This window comes from Pseudomonas saponiphila (assembly GCF_900105185.1).
Classification (GTDB): domain Bacteria; phylum Pseudomonadota; class Gammaproteobacteria; order Pseudomonadales; family Pseudomonadaceae; genus Aquipseudomonas; species Aquipseudomonas saponiphila.
Genome location: NZ_FNTJ01000001.1, coordinates 3,787,854 through 3,804,920, shown reverse-complemented (window position 1 = coordinate 3,804,920; position 17,067 = coordinate 3,787,854). Strand labels below are relative to the sequence as shown.

The window sequence follows — 17,067 nt, the reverse complement described above, 5'->3', positions numbered from 1 at the left end:
GGTGGAACGGCGGCCAATGGTAACGCTGCAGGGCAGGGGCTGCACCCTGAGCGGGTACATGCCAGGGTACGCCTGGGCCGCCGAGCTGCTTGAAGTCAAGGTGCGCGGGCAGGTGGTAGTCGACGTCAACCGCTGATATAACCCTCAGGCCGCCGCACAGCCGGAATACCCCGGGCGGCCTTCTTCGCGGTACTGTCCATGACCGACGCGAGCTCCGCGCTGCAGGGGGCGTCGCGGCATTTTGTCGTCTTGATCCGAGGTTGCCTGTTCCCATGTCCATTCCCGCTCAGCGTCCACTCTGGCAGGTGTACCTGGTGTTTCTGTTGCCCATGGTGCTGTCGAATTTCCTGCAGTCGTTTTCCGGCACCCTCAACGGTATCTACATCGGCCAGTTGCTGGGCACCCAGGCACTGGCGGCGGTGTCGGGGATGTTCCCCATCGTGTTCTTCTTCATCGCCCTGGTGATCGGCCTGGGCGCCGGTGCCTCGGTGTTGATCGGCCAGGCCTGGGGCGCCAGGGAACTGCATGCGGTCAAGTCGGTGGCCGGCAGCACCTTGCTGCTGGGAGCCCTGATCGGCCTGCTGGGGGCGGTGCTGGGCATGCTCTTCGCCCGGCCGGCCCTGCAAGGCCTGGGCACGCCGGCGGATGTGCTGGACGACGCGGTGGGTTATGCCCGGGTGATGATGCTGATCATGCCGTTGCTGCTGGTGTTCGTGCTCTATACCCAGCTGCTGCGTGGCGTCAGCGATACCCTGTCGCCGCTGCTGGCGCTGATCGTCTCGACCCTGGCGGGCCTGCTCCTGACCCCGGCGCTGATTCGCGGCTGGCTGGGGTTGCCGCCGATGGGCATCCAGAGTGCGGCATTCGCCGGGCTGGCGGGCAATGTCCTGGCCATGGGCTTTCTGGTCTGGCGCCTTAGCGGCCGGGCGCACCCGCTGGCGCCGGACCGGGCGCTGTTCGCCGCAATGAAGCTGGACCGGGCGATCCTCGGCAAGGTGCTGCGCATCGGCCTGCCCACCGGGGTGCAGATGGTGGTGATCTCGCTGTCCGAGCTGGTGATCCTGGCCCTGGTCAATCGCCACGGCTCCCAGGCCACGGCGGCCTATGGCGCGGTGACCCAGATCGTCAACTATGTGCAGTTCCCGGCACTGTCGATCGCCATCACTGCCTCGATCCTCGGGGCCCAGGCCATCGGTGCCGGGCGCCTGGAACGCATCACCCCGATCCTGCGCACGGGGCTGGCGATCAACCTGTGCCTGACCGGGGCCCTGGTGCTGCTCGGCTACCTGATTTCCCATTGGCTGCTGGGGCTGTTCATCATTGATCCGGCGGCCCTGATGCAGGCCGAACACCTGCTGCACATCATGCTCTGGAGCATCCTGGTGTTCGGCTTCCAGGCGGTGGTGGGTGGCATCATGCGCGCCAGCGGCACGGTGCTGATGCCGGTGGCGATCTCGATTTTCTGCATCCTCGGAGTGCAGGTGCCGATGGCCTATCTGCTGGATGCGCACTTCGGCCTGCAAGGGGTGTGGATGGCCTTCCCGGTGGCCTACCTGAGCATGCTGGTGCTGCAGGTTGGCTACTTCAAGCTGGTCTGGCGGCACAAGCAGATCCAGCGGCTGATTTGAAGCCGTCGCCGCTCAGGCGCGCTGCGGCGCGCCTCGGCCAAAGCCGTTGACCACCAGATAGAGCAACGGGCCGATGGAGACGAAGACCGCCGTGAGCAACAGGTAGGGCAGCACCGACCGCGCCGAACGGCCGCGGGCTCGGGCGTCTTGCAGCATCCACAGCCCCGCCAGCCATGCCATCAGGTACAGGTCGATGACCACCTGCGCGGTGTCCGGTTGCGCCAGCAGTTGCAGGCCAAATTGCAGCAGCGACTGCTCGGCCTGGAGCAGGGTGAACAGGGTGTAGGCACTGAAGGTCAGCAGGGCCATCAGGGCCAGGTAGGGACGGGACATGGCGGGTTCCTTGAGCGGGGAGGGGATCAGGCGCTGCATGTTGTGCGTTGCCGACCCAGGCTCGGCATCAGGTAGAGCAGGCCGGTGGCGCCGCAGGCGAAGATCAGCGTTTGCGACAGCAGCGAGTCGAAGAGGTACAGCGGGTGCTGCTGAAGGTTGTAGTGCAGTCCGGCGTGAACCACGGCAAAGGCCGCGAACAGCTGCCGGCTGGTGCGGCGTATGGCCTGGTGCGGGTGCCCGGCCAGCCACATCAGGGCGACGCACAGGGGCACATGCAGGGCAATGAACCACGGCGGGCCCAGCGTCGGATCGAGGTCGCGCAAGCCATACAGCAGGCGCCACTCGGCCTGGGCCACGGCGTCCAGCTCATGGCCGGCAAACAACGCCAGGCATAGGCGCCAGAGGATGTCTCTCATCGTTAAACTCCTTGAACTACGCGGAGCGAACAGGCTAAGTGGCACCCCCTGGGCCACTCAATGACCTCTCAGGTCATAGACAGGCGTGGGGCACAAGCGCTCAGCTAGGCGGCGCAGGACGACAATCAGCTTCAAGGAATGAGTAGCGATGAGCGACCGGCAACAGCTTCCCCCGCCAGGTATCCTGCGGTTGATTCGTGAGGCTCGGCCCGATGATGTGCCGGCCCGGGGGTTGCTGGCCAAAGCCGGCTTTCAGCCCAGCGGGGTGGTCGAGAACCTGGACGAGGGCGACCCCGAACTGATCTTTTTCAAGCCTGTGCGCTGAGCGGCGCGCCAGCTCCTCCACCTACACCCCCAGAGGACGACAAAAACCGATGGTCGAGCCCCTTGAACGCGTTCCGGCGCCAGCGCTGTCGGTCGGTGCGCAGCTACGCCAGTTGCGGCGCCAGGCGCGCTTGAGCCAGTTGGACCTGGCGTTGCAGGCGGGCATGTCGCAGCGCCACTTGAGCTGTGTCGAGACGGGGCGGGCGCAGCCCAGCCCGGCGCTGCTGCACAGCGTGCTGAGTACCCTGGATACCCCCTTGGAAACACGTAACCGGGTGTATCTCGCCGCCGGCTACGCCCCCCCTTATGCCGCCTTGCCATTGCACGATCCGGGCCTGGAACCGGTGCGCGCGGCGCTGCTGCACCTGCTCCAGGCCAACAACCCGGCACCGGCGATTGTCATCGACAGCGGCTGGCAGGTACTGGCCGCCAACCGCGCCACCGTCGCCTTGTTCGGGCTCTTGGGGCTGCCGTTGGCGGCGGTTGAGCAAGGTTTCAATCTGTTGGCGAGCCTGCTGCTGCCCGGCGGTTTTGGCGATTGCCTGATCAACGCCGAGGAGATCCGTCAGGTGGCATGGCAGCGAGCGGCCCGGGAAGCGACGGAGCAGCCGGCGCTGGCGGCGCTGCTGGCGAGCCTGCCGTGCCCCGGCGAGTCGGCGGCTGGCGCCAGCCTGAACGCGCCGTTGCTGCTGACCCGGGTGCGCGGACCTGCGGGCGAGCTGCGTTTTCTTTCCACCTTCACCACTTTCGGCATGCCCCAGGACATCACTGTGGCGTCATTGCGCATCGAGCATCTGATCCCCGCTGATCAGGCCACCTGGCAGGCGCTGACCCAGGCCTGCGAGGCCGAGCCGTCCCGGATCGCCAAGTCAGGGGCCGACGGGCCGCTGGGGTAATCAGGGCAGAGGCTTCAGGCGTGGCGGGTGCGGATCCAGCGCCGTGCCAGATAGCCGTAGACCGAAAGGTTGATCAGCAGCACCAGGCTGCCCAGCCACAGCTGGATGCCCGGGGTCAGGCCGGCGGGGTAGATCAGCGGGATCAGGTAATGCTCGATGAACCCGGCGCCGTAGCCGTCCTGGCCGGCGGCGTGGCGCAGCAGGTTTTCCCAGCGGGTCAGTGGGCATTCCAGGTGCAGCACTTCCACCGCCACGCCCCAGGCCGCGGCGGGCAGGTGCAGCAGCATCAGCCGTGGGTGGCGCAGCACCAGCAGGCCGCCCAGTAGCACGAAGACGATGAATGTCAGGTGAAACAGCACCAGGCTGTCGGCGGCGATGCGGTAGAGCATGGGGGTTCCTTGTTCAGGGGCTGGTCCGTGGCGCGGGCAATATACCCGGGGCCAGCGGGCACGGGCAGTGGTTTCTTGCGGGCGCGGGAAACAGCCCGGTGCGCGGTGATGCTTTGGCCCGCGGCCGCGGCAGCGGCGCTACCTATACTGCTGGAACGTCGGGGCAGTCTGTTGGGCCCGATGCAGCTTCTGCGGGAGGTATCTGTCTTGCGGCCATCGATGCTCTGCTGTCGCCATTGGCTGCTGGCCGTGCTGCTGGTGTTCGCCGGCTGCGCCCACCGGGTCCCCGCGCCTGTCGCAGTGGCGCCGGTCAGCCCGGCCACTTGGCGCCAGGTCGACAACCAGTTGCTCGATGCTTCCCGCAGCGCCACGCGACAGGCCGAAGTCTACGCCCAGGGCTCCATGGAGCACTGGCGCACCCGGGTCTACCAGCAGACCGACGAGCAATTCATTCCCTGGTTCAGCGGTTACTGGACCCAGGAATGGCTGTCGCTGAAGGTCGGCTGGTATTCACTGAACAATCGGGGCGATGCCGGGCAGTCCTCCTGGCGTCTGGCCGAATACCTGCAGGAGCAGTATCAGGAGCGGGTGCTGGCGCCGGTGGCGCTGGAGATCGATGCCGACGAGATCGCCGGCGAGGCCATGGAGTTCTATGTGCAGTTGCTGCGCCAGCAGCTGGTGCAGATCGGCAACCGCTACCAGCTGCCGGCACCGCAGTTGGACCAGCACCTGGGGCAAGTCCTGGCCATCGACCTGGGGCCGGCCGCCGAACAGCGCGCCTCATTGGCCCAACTGCTGCGGGTCGAGCCCATCGCCCGCTTGCCCGCCTACGGGCCGCTGTTGCAGCAGCTTCGTGGAGCAGCGGCGACCGAGCGGGACTCGCCGGCCCCCGGGGTGGCCCAGGTGGCGCAGGTGACCAGCGACAAACTCCAGGCCCAGTTCGCTACCCGCGGTGTCGCCGGTGCAGTGGCGGCGGCGGTGGGGCGGGTGGCCGGTGCGTTGATCTCGGTGGGGGTGGCCGGGGTCCGGGCGCTGGTCCAGGACCATGACCGGGAGGGCTTGCAGGCCCAGACCCGGCGGGACCTGGGGGCGGCCTTCGATCAGGCCTGGTCCCGGCAACTGCATGACCCCGAGCATGGGGTCATGGCCGGGGTGTATTACCTCGGCCGGCAGATCGAGAGCCAGCTGCAGGCGCCGGGTGAGGACGCCGCTGGCGTCGAGTCGCCCTGAGCGTAGCGGCGATGATCAGCACGGATCAGGCACGGCCACGGATGCCAGCGGCACCTCATAGGCATCGACCCCGGCCGCATGGCGCCCGGCGATGTAGCCGAAGGTCATGGCCGGGCCCAGGTTGATGCCGCCGGAGGGATAGAACCCGCCCATCACGCTGGCCATGTCGGTGCCGACGGCATACAGCCCGGGGATCGCCGCGCCGGCCTGATCCAGCACCTGGGCCTGGGCATTGGTCTTGAGCCCGGCAAAGGTGCCGAAGCTGCCGGGCAGCACTTTAACCGCGTAGAACGGCCCCTGTTCGATAGGCGCCACGCAAGGGTTGGGGCCGGGGTGCAGGGCGTCGCCCTGCTTGCGGTTGTAGGGGGTCGAGCCGCGGCCGAACTCGGGGTCCTGGCCGTGGCGGGCGTGCTGGTTGAACTGCTGCACCGTGGCCCCCAGCGCCTGTGGGTCGATGCCGCATTGGCTGGCCAGGGCCTGGATCGAGTCGGCCCGCCGTAGGTAGCCGCTGCGCACCAGCGGGCCAACGGGGAGCGGGAAGGGGCGGGCATAGCCCAGGCCGTAGCGGCGCTGGAAGCGATGGTCGCAGATCAGCCAGGAGGCCACTTCCTCGCCAGCCGGGACTTTCTCGACCATGGCCGCGGTGTAGTCGTAGTAGCCGTCGGCCTCGTTGACGAAGCGCTTGCCGTTGGCCAGCACGCCGATCAGTCCGGGCTTGGCCCGGTCGATGATGTGGGGAAAGTGGCCGACGCTGCCGTCGGCGTGGCGCACCCGCGATACCGGGGCCCAGGCCACCGGGCTGGCGAGGTCCGTGGCCAGGACTGCGCCGGCGGCTTCAGCGAGGCGGATGCCATCTCCGGAACAGCTCGGGGGTGGCAGCGCCAAATGCTCATCGACACCCGGCGCCCGGGGAAACAGCGCCTGGCGCCGGGCCGGGTCGTTGGCGAACCCGCCGGCGGCCAGCACCACGCCACGCCGGGCGCGGATTTCCCGCCGGCCTTGGGGCGTGTCCACCAGGGCGCCGTGCACCCCCTGTTCATCCCGTAGCAGCGAACGGGCCGGCGATGACTCCAGCAGATGCACTCCCAGGTCCTGGGCCGACTTCGCCAGCCGGCCGATCAGCGCCACGCCGTTGACCAGATGCATGGCTCGGCCATGCAGCGCCAGGTCCCGCAGGTGGCGGGTAAAACGCTTGGCGACATGCAGCAGCGACTTGAACGAGCGGGTCATGCTGAGAAAGGCCCCGAGGTCGGCCCCGGCCATGATCGGCATGCCCAGGAACGAGGTTTCGCGCATGGTTCGACGCAGGCGTGCCAACAAGGGGCCGATGGCCCGGGCGTCATAGGGCGCGGCAATGACTTGATGACCCTCGATACCGGCGCCGGGCAGCTGGCCGTGGATGTCCGGGATGCCGTTGCCATCGACGAATTGCAGGGCCGTGTGCTGCTCGAAGAAGGCCACCATCTGTGGCCCGTTATCCAGGAAGGCATCGATACGCGCAGGGTCATAGCGGTGGCCCAGCTCATGCTTGAGGTAGGTGCGCGGTTGCTGCGGGTCTTCATTGATGCCGGCGCGGCGTGCCAGGGGATTGCCCGGCACCCACATCCAGCCGCCGGACCAGGCACTGGCGCCACCAAAAGTGGAATCTTTTTCCACTACTATCACTTGCAGGCCGTGCCAGGCGGCGGTCACCGCAGAGGCCAGGCCGGCAGCGCCGGAGCCGATTACCAGCAGGTCACAGTCCAGGGGTGGAAGGAGGGCAGCAGGAGCTTCACTCAAGATGGCAGGCCTTTTTTGCGGTATTTTGGAAAAATGGAATTGTGTTCCGTATTGTTGAAAAACTATTCCATAGCGCCAGGGAGGCTGTCAAACCGGTGCGCTTTATTTCGGGCAATGCGTTACGGGGCAATGCATTAGGGGCAAGGGGGGCGGCGCGATGCGGCCATGCTCCGGCGGGGCAAAAAAAACGCCGCGTTCCCGGCAAAGGGGCGCGGCGTCGTGGGGCCGTCGAAGGCCTCGGTGGGTCAGCTCACCACGCGGTAGCACGGCACGTAGGCGGCGCCGCCGGGCAGCTTCATGCGGTGCTGCTCGACGAAGGCTTTGAGCAGCTGGTCGAGGGGCTGCATGATCGCCGGGTCACCGTGGATGCTGTACGGGCCTTTCTGTTCGATCAGGCGGATGCCCTGGTCCTTGACGTTGCCGGCGACGATGCCGGAGAACGCCCGGCGCAGGTTGGCTGCCAGTTCGTGGGGCGCCAAGGCGTGGTTCAGTTGCAGGCCGGCCATGTTCTCGTGGGTCGGATCGAAGGGGCGCTGGAAGCCCTCGTCGATCTTCAGCAGCCAGTTGAAGTGGAAGGCATCGTTGCGTTCGCGGCGGAACTGCTTGACGGTCTTGAGCCCCTCGGTCATCTGCCGGGCGACCTCCGCCGGGTTGTCGATGATGATCTGGTAGTGCTGCTGCGCTGATTCGCCCAGGGTCGCCAGGACAAAGGCATTGAGCTGTTCCAGATAGGGCGCGGCGCTCTTGGGCCCGGTGAGGATCACCGGGAACGGCAGGTCGCGGTTGTCCGGGTGCATGAGGATGCCCAGCAGGTAGAGGAACTCCTCGGCGGTGCCGGCGCCGCCGGGGAAGATGATGATGCCGTGGCCGACGCGGACGAAGGCCTCCAGGCGCTTCTCGATGTCCGGCAGGATCACCAGTTCGTTGACGATCGGGTTGGGCGCTTCGGCGGCGATGATCCCCGGTTCGGTCAGGCCCAGGTAGCGGCCGCCGCTCATGCGCTGCTTGGCATGGGCGATGGTGGCGCCTTTCATCGGGCCTTTCATCACGCCCGGGCCGCAGCCGGTGCAGATGTCCAGTTTGCGCAGGCCCAGCTCGTGGCCGACCTTCTTGGTGTACTTGTATTCCTCGGTGTTGATCGAGTGACCGCCCCAGCACACCACCATTTTCGGCTCGACGCCGGGGCGCAGGGTGCGGGCGTTGCGCAGCAGGTGGAAGACATAGTCGGTGATGCCCTGGGAGCTCTCCAGGTCGATGCGCTGGCTGTCCAGTTCGTTCTCGGTGTAGACGATGTCGCGCAGGGCGCTGAAGAGCATTTCCCGGGTGCTGGCGATCATTTCGCCGTCGACGAAGGCGTCGGCCGGCGCGTTGAGCAATTCCAGGCGCACGCCGCGATCCTGCTGGTGAATGCGCACTTCGAAGTCGTGGTAGGCGTCGAGGATGGTCTTGGCGTTGTCGACGTGGGCGCCGGTATTGAGAATGGCCAGGGCGCACTGGCGGAACAGGGTGTAGATGCTGCCGGAGCCGGCGGCGCTGAGTTGTTGCACTTCACGTTGCGAGAGGGTCTCCAGGCTGCCTTTCGGGCTCACCGAAGCATTGATCACGTGTCTTTGCGGCATTAATCCATTTCCTGAAATCGGCGCCACCGCGCCCAGTGCGGTCAGTGGCGAAAAAAACGGCGGGGCAGTGAACAGAGCCACCGGTACGGGGCTTGGTTTCCAGCGGCAGGGCAAGAAAGCAAACGTCGTTGCGAGGTTATTCGCTGCTTGAATCTACCTCATGCCGGGCCGTTTTGGCGGGAAAAATGACGATCCGCCCGGGGAATCAGGCGAAGGCTCGCTGCACGAGTTGCGGCAGAAGCTGGCCGGCCGGGCCCGTCAGGCTGTACTCCTGCGGCGCGCGGCACTCCTGGGGCTGCGGATTGATGTGCACCACCCTGGCCCCCTGTTGCAGGGCCCGTTGGGGGATCTGCGCCGCCGGTTGCACCAGCCCCGAGGTGCCCACCGACAGCAGCAGGTCGCAGTCGTCGGCCGCCTGGAAGGCGGCCTTGAGGATCGCCTGCGGCAAGGATTCACCGAACCACACCACCCCGGGGCGGATCTTGCCGTTGCAGCCGCTGCACCGCGGTGGCTCCAGGCTGCCACCTTGTTCCGGCAGATCGGGGCAGGGCAGTTTTCCCTTGAACGGGCGGTTGCAGGCAAAGCATTGCGGTGTATGCAGGCTGCCATGCAGGTGCAGCACCGATGGGCTGCCGGCGCGCTCGTGCAGGTCGTCGACGTTCTGGGTGATCAGGGTCAGGCGCGGCACCCGGCGCGCCAGTTCGGCTATCGCCAGGTGCGCCGGGTTGGGCTGGGCCTGGAGCATTTTCCGGCGCCGCCATTCATACCAGCCCCAGACCAGCGCCGGGTTGGCGCGGAAGGCCTGTGGCGTGGCCAGCTGTGCCGGGTCGAAGTGCTCCCAGAGGCCGCTGAGGGCGTCGCGAAAGGTCGGGATGCCACTTTCCGCCGAGACGCCGGCGCCAGTGAATACCACCAGATGCGGGGCCTGGGCCAGGTATTGGGGATCGAACTCCATGGATGACCGCTCTTTGTGGTTGCGCTGCTATCGGGCCTGCATTATTGCGGCCCTGCTCGGACCTGTCCGAAAAAATCACCGTGCATGCATCGGGAGTGAATTTATCCTCAAGCTGCCGCTCATAACTCTAGTCAGCGGTCCTGTCCGCGCAATGCTCAACTTTCCAGGGAGTGTCAGCCCCATGTGCCCAGCCTCGTCCGTCAGCCCCGACGCCACCTCTCGCTTGATCCTGGTGGTGGAGGATGAACCGACGGTGCTGGAGTTCCTGTGCGAGATTCTGCAGGACGAGGGGTTTGCCACCCGGGCCATGGACAGTGCCGATCGAGCCTGGGACTTTTTGCAGGAGCATGCGGCGGACGTGGCCCTGTTGCTGACCGATATCAGCATGCCCGGCACGCTCAACGGCGCCAGCCTGAGCAACCTGTGCGCTGAACGCTGGCCGTCGCTGCCGATCGTGGTGATGTCGGGTTTCGAAACCCCCGAGAGTTCCGGGGTGCGCTATCCGGTGTCCTTCATCCGCAAGCCCTGGACCATCGGCCAGATCCTCGACTGCGTGGCAGGCGCGTTGAAATCGGCCCAGGGTTGAGGCGTTGCGCCTCACCCCGGCCAATCGCCGGTGTTACTCCTTGACGCTCATGAACTCCTTGGCCCAGACAATGTAGTCCTCGGGCTGGGTGTAGGTATGGGCCAGTTCGGTGGCACTCAGGTCCGAGGCCTGGGTGAAGATCTGCCGCTGCTCGCGCAGGCAGTCGTAGGTGGCCTTGATCGCGGCGAAGTAGGCGGCATGGCCGTCCACTGCGATCTTCACCCCCAGCTCGGCCAGGCGCGCATCGTCGCGCAGTGCCGGGTTGCCGTAGGTCACCAGCATCAGCGGTACGCTCAGGTGCTCGGAGATCTGTTCCAGTTGCTCGAAATCACGGATGCCGACCATGCAGATGGCGTCGGCGCCTGCACGCTGGTACTGCTGGGTGCGGCTGATGATTTCCTGCACCGGGAGGATTCCGGCGTTGGTCCGGGCGATGATCGCCAGCTCGGTGTCGACCCGGGCTTCCAGGGCGGCGCGGATCTTGCCGACGCCTTCGGCCACGGAAATCAGGTCGGTGGATTTACGCCCGAACTGCGCCGGCAGCAGGGTGTCTTCGATGGTCAGCGCGGCGATGCCGGCCCGTTCCAGTTCCACCACGGTGCGCATCACGTTCAGCGCGTTGCCGTAGCCGTGGTCGGCGTCGGCGATCACCGGTAGTTGGGCCACGCGGCCGATGCGGGTGGCCTGCTCGGCGAATTCGCTGAGGGTGATCAGGGCGAAGTCGGGGGCCGCCAGCACCTGCAGCGAGGCCACGGAACCGCCGAGGATGCCCACTTCAAAACCCAGGTCGGCGGCAATGCGCGCGGACATCGGGTCAAACACCGAAGCGGTGTGGTAGCAGGACGAGGAGGCGATCAGTTCACGGAAACCGCGGCGCAAATCTTGATGGGAAAGCCTGGACATAACAGCTCCGAGATAGGATCGAGAGATCGACCTTGGGGTCGAGTCAAATTTTGCAATCAGTTCCCTTGGTGAGCCGATGATCGAAAGGCTCACAGCGAAACGTTAGTTGGGCAGATGAAGGTGAAGCAAAGGGGGATAACAAGGCATCTGGGTCCCGCTCGGTTGGGTAAACCGGCAGGTTTATTATGCGAGGCCGACATAGCAGGACGAGGCTATCACGCTCCAACGCCGCAGTTGATGAGGAATTTGCATAGCATTATGCCGGACCGGCATTGGCATTTTTTTGTTGACCGAATATTGCGGAGGCGACCGCCCCTTGTCGATCCGCGGCAAATCAACGAAGCTGCCGCGCCTCGAACGGTGCCTTCTGCGCCGGATAACGACTTGGTTCAGGGATGCAGGCAATGACGCTCAGGGTGTTGGTGGTGGGTGGCTATGGCAATTTCGGCAGCATTATCTGCCGCTATCTGATGCACCTGCCAGGGTTGCACCTGGTGCTCTCCGGGCGTGATCCACTAAAGCTTGCGGCCAAGCTCGACGCCTTGCGGGCCGAAGGCGCCCGGGCCTGCTCAGGCTGGTGCGGCGATGCCATGGGCGGGCAATGGGTCGCGGCGCTCAAGGAGCTGAACATCGACTGGGTGATCCATACCGGCGGGCCGTTCCAGGGCCAGTCCTATGCGGTGGCCGAGGGCTGTATCGAAGCCGGCATCAACTACTGCGATCTGGCGGACTGCCGGCAATTCGTCGGTGGCATCGGCGCCCTCGACGCCCGGGCGCGGGCGGCCGGGGTAACGCTGCTGAGCGGTTGCAGTTCGGTGCCGACCTTGTCGACGGCGATCATCGATGAGCATCGCGGACGCTTTTCCCGCATCGAACGCATCGAGCACGGCATTTCCTCCTCGGCGAAAATGCCCGGCCTGTCGACCATTGAGGGGGTACTGGCCTATGCCGGTCGCCCGATCCTGCAACTCAAGGACGGCCGGCCGCACCCGGTGATCGGCTGGCAGGGCTTGACCCTGCGCACGTTGCCGGGGCTGGGCAGGCGCCTGGTGGCCAATGTCGATGTGCCGGACCTGGACCTGTTCGCCGAGCGTTACGGCGCTCACACCCTGAGCTTCAAGGCCGGTGCCGGGCTGAAGATCGCCGGGCTGGCCAACGCCTTGCTGGCGCAGGCCGTGAAGCTCGGCCTGGTGCGTGATCCGGCGCCCTGGGCCGCGCGCCTGCATCGCTGCGGCACCTGGTTCGAAGGTTTTGGCGACGGCCTCAGCGCCCTGTACATCGACGTTCACGGCCTGGGCCAGGACGGCCAGCCCCTGACCATGAACGCCCAACTGACCGCCACCCACGACCACGGCCCGGAGATCCCCAGCTGCGCGGCGGTGGCGGTGGTGCACAAGCTGCTGGCCGGCCACGTGCCGGCCCCGGGTGCCCGCTCCAGCGCCGGTGAGGTCAGCGTGCAGGAGTACCTGCGGGCGATCGATGATCCGGATCACCTGCAACTGCAGGTGAATTTCTCGCGCCCGCCGGTTTAGAGCCCACTCACCACTGCAGGGGCTTGGCGAAGTCCTTCCAGAACAGCCAACGGCGCACTTCGCGGTGTTCGCCGGTGCCGATCTGCCAGTCCGGGCGGCCGGCGTCCAGGTCGATCTTGACGATGATTCCGGCATAGGTCGCAGCCACCAGGGTCTTGCCGTCGGGGCTGATGTCCATGGCGGTGAGGGTCGAGCCGATGTAGTGCTGCCAGCGTTCCTCGCCGGTTTCGCTGAAGGCCCGCAGGTAGCCGTAGGCGTCGCCGATGATGAATTCGTCGCCCCGTGACGCCGCGGCATACACCCGGGCGCCTTCCTGCAGCACCGGGGTGCGTGGATCGTCGCTGTAGAAGTCGGTGCTCAGTCCCGGCAGGTCGGCCACCGCCACCCCCAGGCTGGCGCCGCCATAGAAATGGCAGGCGTTGAGCAGCAGGCGGTCGCCGCGCTGGTTGAAGCAGGCGAAGTGCGGATATTCGCTGGCAGGGCCGATCTGCGCTACCCGCTGCAAGCGGGCATCGAGCACCAGGTGCGAGCTGCTTTGCTCGCCGATGGCGATCCACTGGCCATCGGGTGACACCGCGCCATGCTCCATGCTCAGGCCGGTACTCAGGTCCTCGGGGGCGACGCCTTCGGCCAGCTCTTGCTGCAGGTCTTCCTGGCTCGGCAGCAAACGGGTGGCGCCTTCGGCGTGCAGGACGAAGATGCCGTCGGCGCTCACCAGCAGCACCCGGCGCCCGTCGGGGAAGGGGATCAGGCTGCTGGGCGTGGGGCGCCCACTGTCCTCCAGCTCCACGCCCGCCGGCAGGCCCGCGTGGGGATCGGGCCAGGGGAAGCTCGCCACTTGCGGGCCATTCCAGCCGTCGGTGAGCTGGATGCCGTCAGCCCGGCCCCAGGCGAAATAACGCCGCTGCGGGCACATGCCGAAGCACTCCAGCTGTTCCAGGGTCTGGATCTGCTCGTCGCTGATATGCACCACGAAGCCGCTCTCGTAGGGCGCACCGATGCGGGCCAGCAGGCTGCCGTCGGGCAGCAGCGCCAGGGTCGGAATCATCCGTCCCTGGCTTTCCAGGCGCGGGGTCAGCGGGAAGTGCGCCGGCGGCCAGTCCTGGCGGAAGGCCTGGCGCGCGGCTTCATCGTAAGGGGCCTGGTTGCTCGCTTCCAGGGCCGCCTGCCAGTCCTGCAACAGGTGCTCGGTATCGGGCATGTTGGGCTCCTTCAAGCCTTTCCAGCCCTCGCGGGTACCGGTTTCGACATAGCGGTTGATGTCGCGGGCATAGGTCAGCACGGCTTGCTGCCATTGCTGTTGCGGGGAGAGGTTGGAATTCGACAGGGACATGCGCACGGGACTCCTTGTGGCGCTGGAACAGGCGTAGCAGACCGGTGATGGACCGGAAAAGCGCGCAGTTTATCCCTTGGCGGCGGTTTTTTTGCAATGGACCCACGTGCCGCTGTTCAAGGCGCGTAGGTGCTGACCCGATTGCGCCCGGCGTGCTTGGAGGCGTACAGCGCCTGGTCGGCCCATTCGATCAGGCAGCGGTGATCCCGGGCCGGGCGGTCGAGGCAGGCGATGCCCAGGCTGATGGTGAAGGCAATGGCCTGGCCGTTGTGGATCACCTCCTGCTGCTCCACCGACTGGCGCAGGCGCTCGGCCAGGGTCTGGGCTCCGGTCAGGTCGGTGTGGGGCAGGAGGATGGCGAATTCCTCGCCGCCATAGCGCCCGGCCACGTCGCTGTCGCGCACGTGCTCGTGGATCAGTTGCGAGACACGCTGAATCACCGCGTCCCCGGCCTGGTGCCCATGGCGATCGTTGATCGACTTGAAGTGGTCGATGTCCAGCATCAGCAGGGCGATGGCGCTGCCGTGGCGGCTGTATTCGAATTCCAGGCGCTGCTCCCAGTGACCGCGGTTGAACAGTTGGGTCAGGTGATCGATGCGCGACAGGTGCTGCAACTGCCGGTTGGCCTGCTGCAGCGCCAGGCTGTTGATCGCCACGTCGGTGACGTCGTAGATCACCAGGCAGACGTGGTGGATCTCGCTGTTGGACGAACGCAGCGGCAGCAGGGTGGTGTTCTGGTACATGAACTCGCCCTGGCCGGTGATCGGTTGGTAGTTCTTGAAACGCACCAGGTACGGCCGTTGTTTCCAGATGGTGAAGGCGGGGGTGCCCAGGGCCACCACGCGACTCACCTTGCGGCGGAACCAGGGCCGCTCGACCTCGGGGAACAGCGCGAAGAACGACTGGTCGATGGCCTGTTTGGAGGGCACGCCGGAACGGTTTTCCATGAAGCTGTTCCACACCTGGACCTGGCATTCGAGGTCGAGCACCACGATCCCCACGTCGATGCTTTGGACCACCGCCAGCAACCAGTGCAGCTCACTGAAATCCATTCGCTTGGGCATGGCTCAACTCATCAGGTAGGCGAGTTTCTGTTCCAGGAGGGCCATGGAGTCCTCGGTGAACAGCAGCAACAGGTCGAAGTGGATGTTCTGTTCCTCCAGGCTGTAGCTGATCTCCACCGCCTGGGTCTGGTTCCAGCGTTGCTGGTTGAGCAGGATCAATTCGTCGATGGTGGTGTGCTCCCCCAGAACCTGGGGATGGCCCACGGAAAAGAACACGTCCAGCTGTTCGGCGATGCTGCTCAGGCAGGCACCGATCAACACGCTGGACAGGTCGATCAGCACTTCCATTTCCTGGTAGGGATCGGTGCCTTGTTCCATCAGTTGGGCGATGTCCGCCACTTCCGAGTCGTAGAACATCAGCAAGGCTTCGCCGGCAATGCCGCTGCCGATGTAGCCCTGGCAGATGGCGGTCAATTGCCGGGCACGATTGGCGTCCGCCAGGAGCATCTGCAATTCGCCGGCTTCGAGCACGTTGACGTGGGGAATCGGCAGGTGCACGAACACATCCAGGACCTTGGCGATCAGCGCCGCGGCGTAGCCCATGGAGACGTTTACGGTTTCCCGGAAGGCGTCGCGAAAGGTCACCAGGGGGGCCGGCGAGGGCGCTATCGGGTGCTTGGGCGGCGGGCTGTCCAGCAGTTGCAGTTGCTTGAGCAGGGCACGCAGTTGCTGGGGGTCGAAGGGTTTCTTGAGAAAGGCCAGGGCGCCCAGCTCGCGGGTGCGGCGCACGGCTTCTTCCTGGACATCGCCGGAGATGACGATGATCTGCGCGTCGATGCCTTCTTCCTGTACCGCGCTCAACACCTGGTAACCGTCCATGACCGGCATGGTCAGGTCCAGCAGCGCCACCTTGCCCAAGCCCCGGCGCAGCGCCTCCAGGCCCTCGCGACCGTTGCAGGCCTGGGTCACGGACACCTGCCACTCGCTGGGCAAGGTCTGCAGCACCTGCTTTCTGGCCATGCTCGAGTCATCGCAGACGAGGAGGGGGATCATCGGGGTCGGACGCTCATTCGAAAAAATCCGTGGCGGGATAGTGTTCGGGAATGTGGCGAGTTGCCGCTTTAATCAGTGTGTTGCCGGGCTGTCCGTGCCGCGCCGCACTATAGTTCGCCGAGCGTCGGCAGAACAAGTAGCGGGTCATTGAGTTATTTGTTCCAGATCATTGTTCGCTGGATTCAAGTGCCAGGTGATGGCCTGGCCTGCGCTTTCGACAGTGAGCCCTGGGCATGAAGGGCTCTCTATCCGCACATTGCTCCAGGGCGCTCGACGTTTGCCCGCGCCCTTGCGCGGGCAGCCCGGTTGCTGGCCCATATATGCAACAAAACCTTACGCGCCAGGCCGTCCGGCTCGACGTTAAAAGCGCCGCAGCGCGGATTTTGCGCCGCCTGGGGCGCTGGCGGCGCTCACGTGGGGGGCGGCGCAGAAAAATGTCAGATTTTGAGTCCCGGCCTGGACCTTTTCCGGCAATGCGCAATCATTACTGCGTGGAAAACATAAGGAGAGACGCATGTTCATTCGGTCATTGACCCTCGCTACTCTGCTCGCTGTCGCCGGACCTGTCCTGGCTGCCGACAACGATGGCCCACTGACCCAGGACCTGGGCAAATCACGGCCATTGATCGTGATCGCCCCCAGCACCGTCGACCCAACCCTGGTCAGCCTGAAAAAGTCCCTGGAAGAGCCGGCAACCCGTCAAGCCTTCAACGAACGCAACATGGTCCTGTACACGGTGATCAACACCATCGGCCAGCGCGATGGCAAGGACATCGACCCGCAATCCACCATGGCCCTGATCCGCAGCCTCAAGCTCGGCGCCGGGGCGCAGACCAAGGTGATCCTGGTGGGCAAGGACGGCGAGAAGAAGCTGGAGCACTCCGGGGCGATTGAGCTCAAGGAAGTCTTCACCGCCGTCGACCAGTTGCCGGCCGCGGAGAAGCAAGCCGTTGCGCCGGCCCCGGCTCCCGAGCCCGAAGCCAAGCCGGCCAACGCCAAAGGCGCCAAAGCGGCCAAGCCCGCCGCTGCTCCCAAGGCCCTGGACGATTGATCCGGGGGGCCGGGGCGGGCCCAGGCCGCGCTCCGG

Annotated in this window: 17 protein-coding genes; 7 read left to right on the top strand and 10 right to left on the bottom strand. The window is 65.8% G+C overall.

What is annotated here, in order from left to right; all coding sequences use genetic code 11:
• Positions 1–272 precede the first annotated feature (272 nt).
• Positions 273–1,628 (top strand): MATE family efflux transporter, encoded by a 1,356-nt coding sequence (locus BLV47_RS17600; RefSeq protein ID WP_092315633.1) that lies wholly within the window; start codon positions 273–275, stop codon positions 1,626–1,628.
• 12 nt (positions 1,629–1,640) lie between these two features.
• Here the strand turns inward: BLV47_RS17600 and BLV47_RS17595 are convergent, their stop codons facing one another.
• Both BLV47_RS17595 and BLV47_RS17590 read right to left on the bottom strand, forming a co-directional pair.
• A complete protein-coding gene (locus BLV47_RS17595) occupies positions 1,641–1,961 on the bottom strand; it encodes a DUF2834 domain-containing protein (RefSeq protein ID WP_092315631.1) in 321 nt (106 codons plus the stop codon).
• Positions 1,962–1,987: 26 nt separating this feature from the next.
• Positions 1,988–2,377, bottom strand: coding sequence for a DUF6713 family protein (locus tag BLV47_RS17590; RefSeq protein ID WP_092315629.1), 390 nt, complete (start codon positions 2,375–2,377; stop codon positions 1,988–1,990).
• A gap of 148 nt (positions 2,378–2,525) precedes the next feature.
• Between BLV47_RS17590 and BLV47_RS37050 the strand changes: the two genes are divergently transcribed.
• Positions 2,526–2,702 carry a hypothetical protein gene (locus tag BLV47_RS37050; protein WP_425272157.1) on the top strand — a complete coding sequence of 59 codons (177 nt, stop codon included), beginning with the start codon at positions 2,526–2,528 and terminating at the stop codon, positions 2,700–2,702.
• 49 nt (positions 2,703–2,751) lie between these two features.
• The gene (locus BLV47_RS17580) at positions 2,752–3,597 is read left to right on the top strand and encodes a helix-turn-helix domain-containing protein (protein ID WP_092315627.1); all 846 of its coding nucleotides are present in this window, start codon (positions 2,752–2,754) and stop codon (positions 3,595–3,597) included.
• Positions 3,598–3,611: 14 nt separating this feature from the next.
• Here BLV47_RS17580 and BLV47_RS17575 read toward each other — a convergent pair whose 3' ends face one another.
• Positions 3,612–3,986: a DUF2784 domain-containing protein gene (locus tag BLV47_RS17575; protein WP_092315625.1), complete on the bottom strand. Its 375-nt coding sequence runs from the start codon at positions 3,984–3,986 to the stop codon at positions 3,612–3,614.
• A gap of 219 nt (positions 3,987–4,205) precedes the next feature.
• On the opposite strand from BLV47_RS17575, the gene BLV47_RS17570 reads away from it, so the two are divergent.
• Positions 4,206–5,216, top strand: a complete 1,011-nt coding sequence (locus BLV47_RS17570) for a hypothetical protein (RefSeq protein ID WP_092315623.1) — start codon at positions 4,206–4,208, stop codon at positions 5,214–5,216.
• Between the two features lie 15 nt (positions 5,217–5,231).
• Here BLV47_RS17570 and BLV47_RS17565 read toward each other — a convergent pair whose 3' ends face one another.
• The 3 genes from BLV47_RS17565 to BLV47_RS17555 form a co-directional block, all read right to left on the bottom strand.
• Positions 5,232–6,995: an FAD-dependent oxidoreductase gene (locus BLV47_RS17565; protein ID WP_092315621.1), complete on the bottom strand. Its 1,764-nt coding sequence runs from the start codon at positions 6,993–6,995 to the stop codon at positions 5,232–5,234.
• Positions 6,996–7,240: 245 nt separating this feature from the next.
• Positions 7,241–8,614, bottom strand: a complete 1,374-nt coding sequence (ppnN, locus tag BLV47_RS17560; protein WP_092315619.1) for a nucleotide 5'-monophosphate nucleosidase PpnN — start codon at positions 8,612–8,614, stop codon at positions 7,241–7,243.
• Positions 8,615–8,819: 205 nt separating this feature from the next.
• Entirely contained in the window at positions 8,820–9,569 is a 750-nt protein-coding gene (locus BLV47_RS17555; RefSeq protein WP_092315617.1) for an SIR2 family NAD-dependent protein deacylase, read from the bottom strand.
• Positions 9,570–9,750: 181 nt separating this feature from the next.
• Here BLV47_RS17555 and BLV47_RS17550 point away from each other — a divergent pair, with 181 nt between their 5' ends.
• Entirely contained in the window at positions 9,751–10,155 is a 405-nt protein-coding gene (locus tag BLV47_RS17550) for a response regulator (RefSeq protein WP_092315615.1), read from the top strand.
• Positions 10,156–10,188: 33 nt separating this feature from the next.
• Here BLV47_RS17550 and BLV47_RS17545 read toward each other — a convergent pair whose 3' ends face one another.
• Positions 10,189–11,058 (bottom strand): isocitrate lyase/PEP mutase family protein, encoded by an 870-nt coding sequence (locus tag BLV47_RS17545; RefSeq protein WP_060838771.1) that lies wholly within the window; start codon positions 11,056–11,058, stop codon positions 10,189–10,191.
• 404 nt (positions 11,059–11,462) lie between these two features.
• Here BLV47_RS17545 and BLV47_RS17540 point away from each other — a divergent pair, with 404 nt between their 5' ends.
• Complete coding sequence (locus tag BLV47_RS17540; protein ID WP_092315613.1) at positions 11,463–12,590, top strand: saccharopine dehydrogenase family protein; 1,128 nt, start codon at positions 11,463–11,465, stop codon at positions 12,588–12,590.
• A 7-nt stretch (positions 12,591–12,597) separates the two neighbouring features.
• Here the strand turns inward: BLV47_RS17540 and BLV47_RS17535 are convergent, their stop codons facing one another.
• The 3 genes from BLV47_RS17535 to BLV47_RS17525 form a co-directional block, all read right to left on the bottom strand.
• Entirely contained in the window at positions 12,598–13,923 is a 1,326-nt protein-coding gene (locus BLV47_RS17535; RefSeq protein WP_092315611.1) for a YncE family protein, read from the bottom strand.
• Positions 13,924–14,039: 116 nt separating this feature from the next.
• The gene (locus tag BLV47_RS17530) at positions 14,040–14,987 is read right to left on the bottom strand and encodes a sensor domain-containing diguanylate cyclase (RefSeq protein ID WP_092315609.1); all 948 of its coding nucleotides are present in this window, start codon (positions 14,985–14,987) and stop codon (positions 14,040–14,042) included.
• Positions 14,988–14,990: 3 nt separating this feature from the next.
• Positions 14,991–15,980 carry a response regulator gene (locus tag BLV47_RS17525; protein ID WP_092315607.1) on the bottom strand — a complete coding sequence of 330 codons (990 nt, stop codon included), beginning with the start codon at positions 15,978–15,980 and terminating at the stop codon, positions 14,991–14,993.
• Between the two features lie 514 nt (positions 15,981–16,494).
• Between BLV47_RS17525 and BLV47_RS17520 the strand changes: the two genes are divergently transcribed.
• Entirely contained in the window at positions 16,495–17,031 is a 537-nt protein-coding gene (locus tag BLV47_RS17520) for a DUF4174 domain-containing protein (protein ID WP_092315605.1), read from the top strand.
• Positions 17,032–17,067: the final 36 nt, after the last annotated feature.

What these genes read in the sequence shown, in the direction of transcription:
- BLV47_RS17600 (WP_092315633.1), top strand. Translation starts at nt 273, where the DNA reads ATGTCCATTCCCGCTCAGCGTCCACTCTGGCAGGTGTACCTGGTGTTT.
- BLV47_RS17595 (WP_092315631.1), bottom strand. Translation starts at nt 1,961, where the DNA reads ATGTCCCGTCCCTACCTGGCCCTGATGGCCCTGCTGACCTTCAGTGCC.
- BLV47_RS17590 (WP_092315629.1), bottom strand. Translation starts at nt 2,377, where the DNA reads ATGAGAGACATCCTCTGGCGCCTATGCCTGGCGTTGTTTGCCGGCCAT.
- BLV47_RS37050 (WP_425272157.1), top strand. Translation starts at nt 2,526, where the DNA reads ATGAGCGACCGGCAACAGCTTCCCCCGCCAGGTATCCTGCGGTTGATT.
- BLV47_RS17580 (WP_092315627.1), top strand. Translation starts at nt 2,752, where the DNA reads ATGGTCGAGCCCCTTGAACGCGTTCCGGCGCCAGCGCTGTCGGTCGGT.
- BLV47_RS17575 (WP_092315625.1), bottom strand. Translation starts at nt 3,986, where the DNA reads ATGCTCTACCGCATCGCCGCCGACAGCCTGGTGCTGTTTCACCTGACA.
- BLV47_RS17570 (WP_092315623.1), top strand. Translation starts at nt 4,206, where the DNA reads ATGCTCTGCTGTCGCCATTGGCTGCTGGCCGTGCTGCTGGTGTTCGCC.
- ppnN (WP_092315619.1), bottom strand. Translation starts at nt 8,614, where the DNA reads ATGCCGCAAAGACACGTGATCAATGCTTCGGTGAGCCCGAAAGGCAGC.
- BLV47_RS17555 (WP_092315617.1), bottom strand. Translation starts at nt 9,569, where the DNA reads ATGGAGTTCGATCCCCAATACCTGGCCCAGGCCCCGCATCTGGTGGTA.
- BLV47_RS17550 (WP_092315615.1), top strand. Translation starts at nt 9,751, where the DNA reads ATGTGCCCAGCCTCGTCCGTCAGCCCCGACGCCACCTCTCGCTTGATC.
- BLV47_RS17545 (WP_060838771.1), bottom strand. Translation starts at nt 11,058, where the DNA reads ATGTCCAGGCTTTCCCATCAAGATTTGCGCCGCGGTTTCCGTGAACTG.
- BLV47_RS17540 (WP_092315613.1), top strand. Translation starts at nt 11,463, where the DNA reads ATGACGCTCAGGGTGTTGGTGGTGGGTGGCTATGGCAATTTCGGCAGC.
- BLV47_RS17535 (WP_092315611.1), bottom strand. Translation starts at nt 13,923, where the DNA reads ATGTCCCTGTCGAATTCCAACCTCTCCCCGCAACAGCAATGGCAGCAA.
- BLV47_RS17530 (WP_092315609.1), bottom strand. Translation starts at nt 14,987, where the DNA reads ATGCCCAAGCGAATGGATTTCAGTGAGCTGCACTGGTTGCTGGCGGTG.
- BLV47_RS17525 (WP_092315607.1), bottom strand. Translation starts at nt 15,980, where the DNA reads ATGATCCCCCTCCTCGTCTGCGATGACTCGAGCATGGCCAGAAAGCAG.
- BLV47_RS17520 (WP_092315605.1), top strand. Translation starts at nt 16,495, where the DNA reads ATGTTCATTCGGTCATTGACCCTCGCTACTCTGCTCGCTGTCGCCGGA.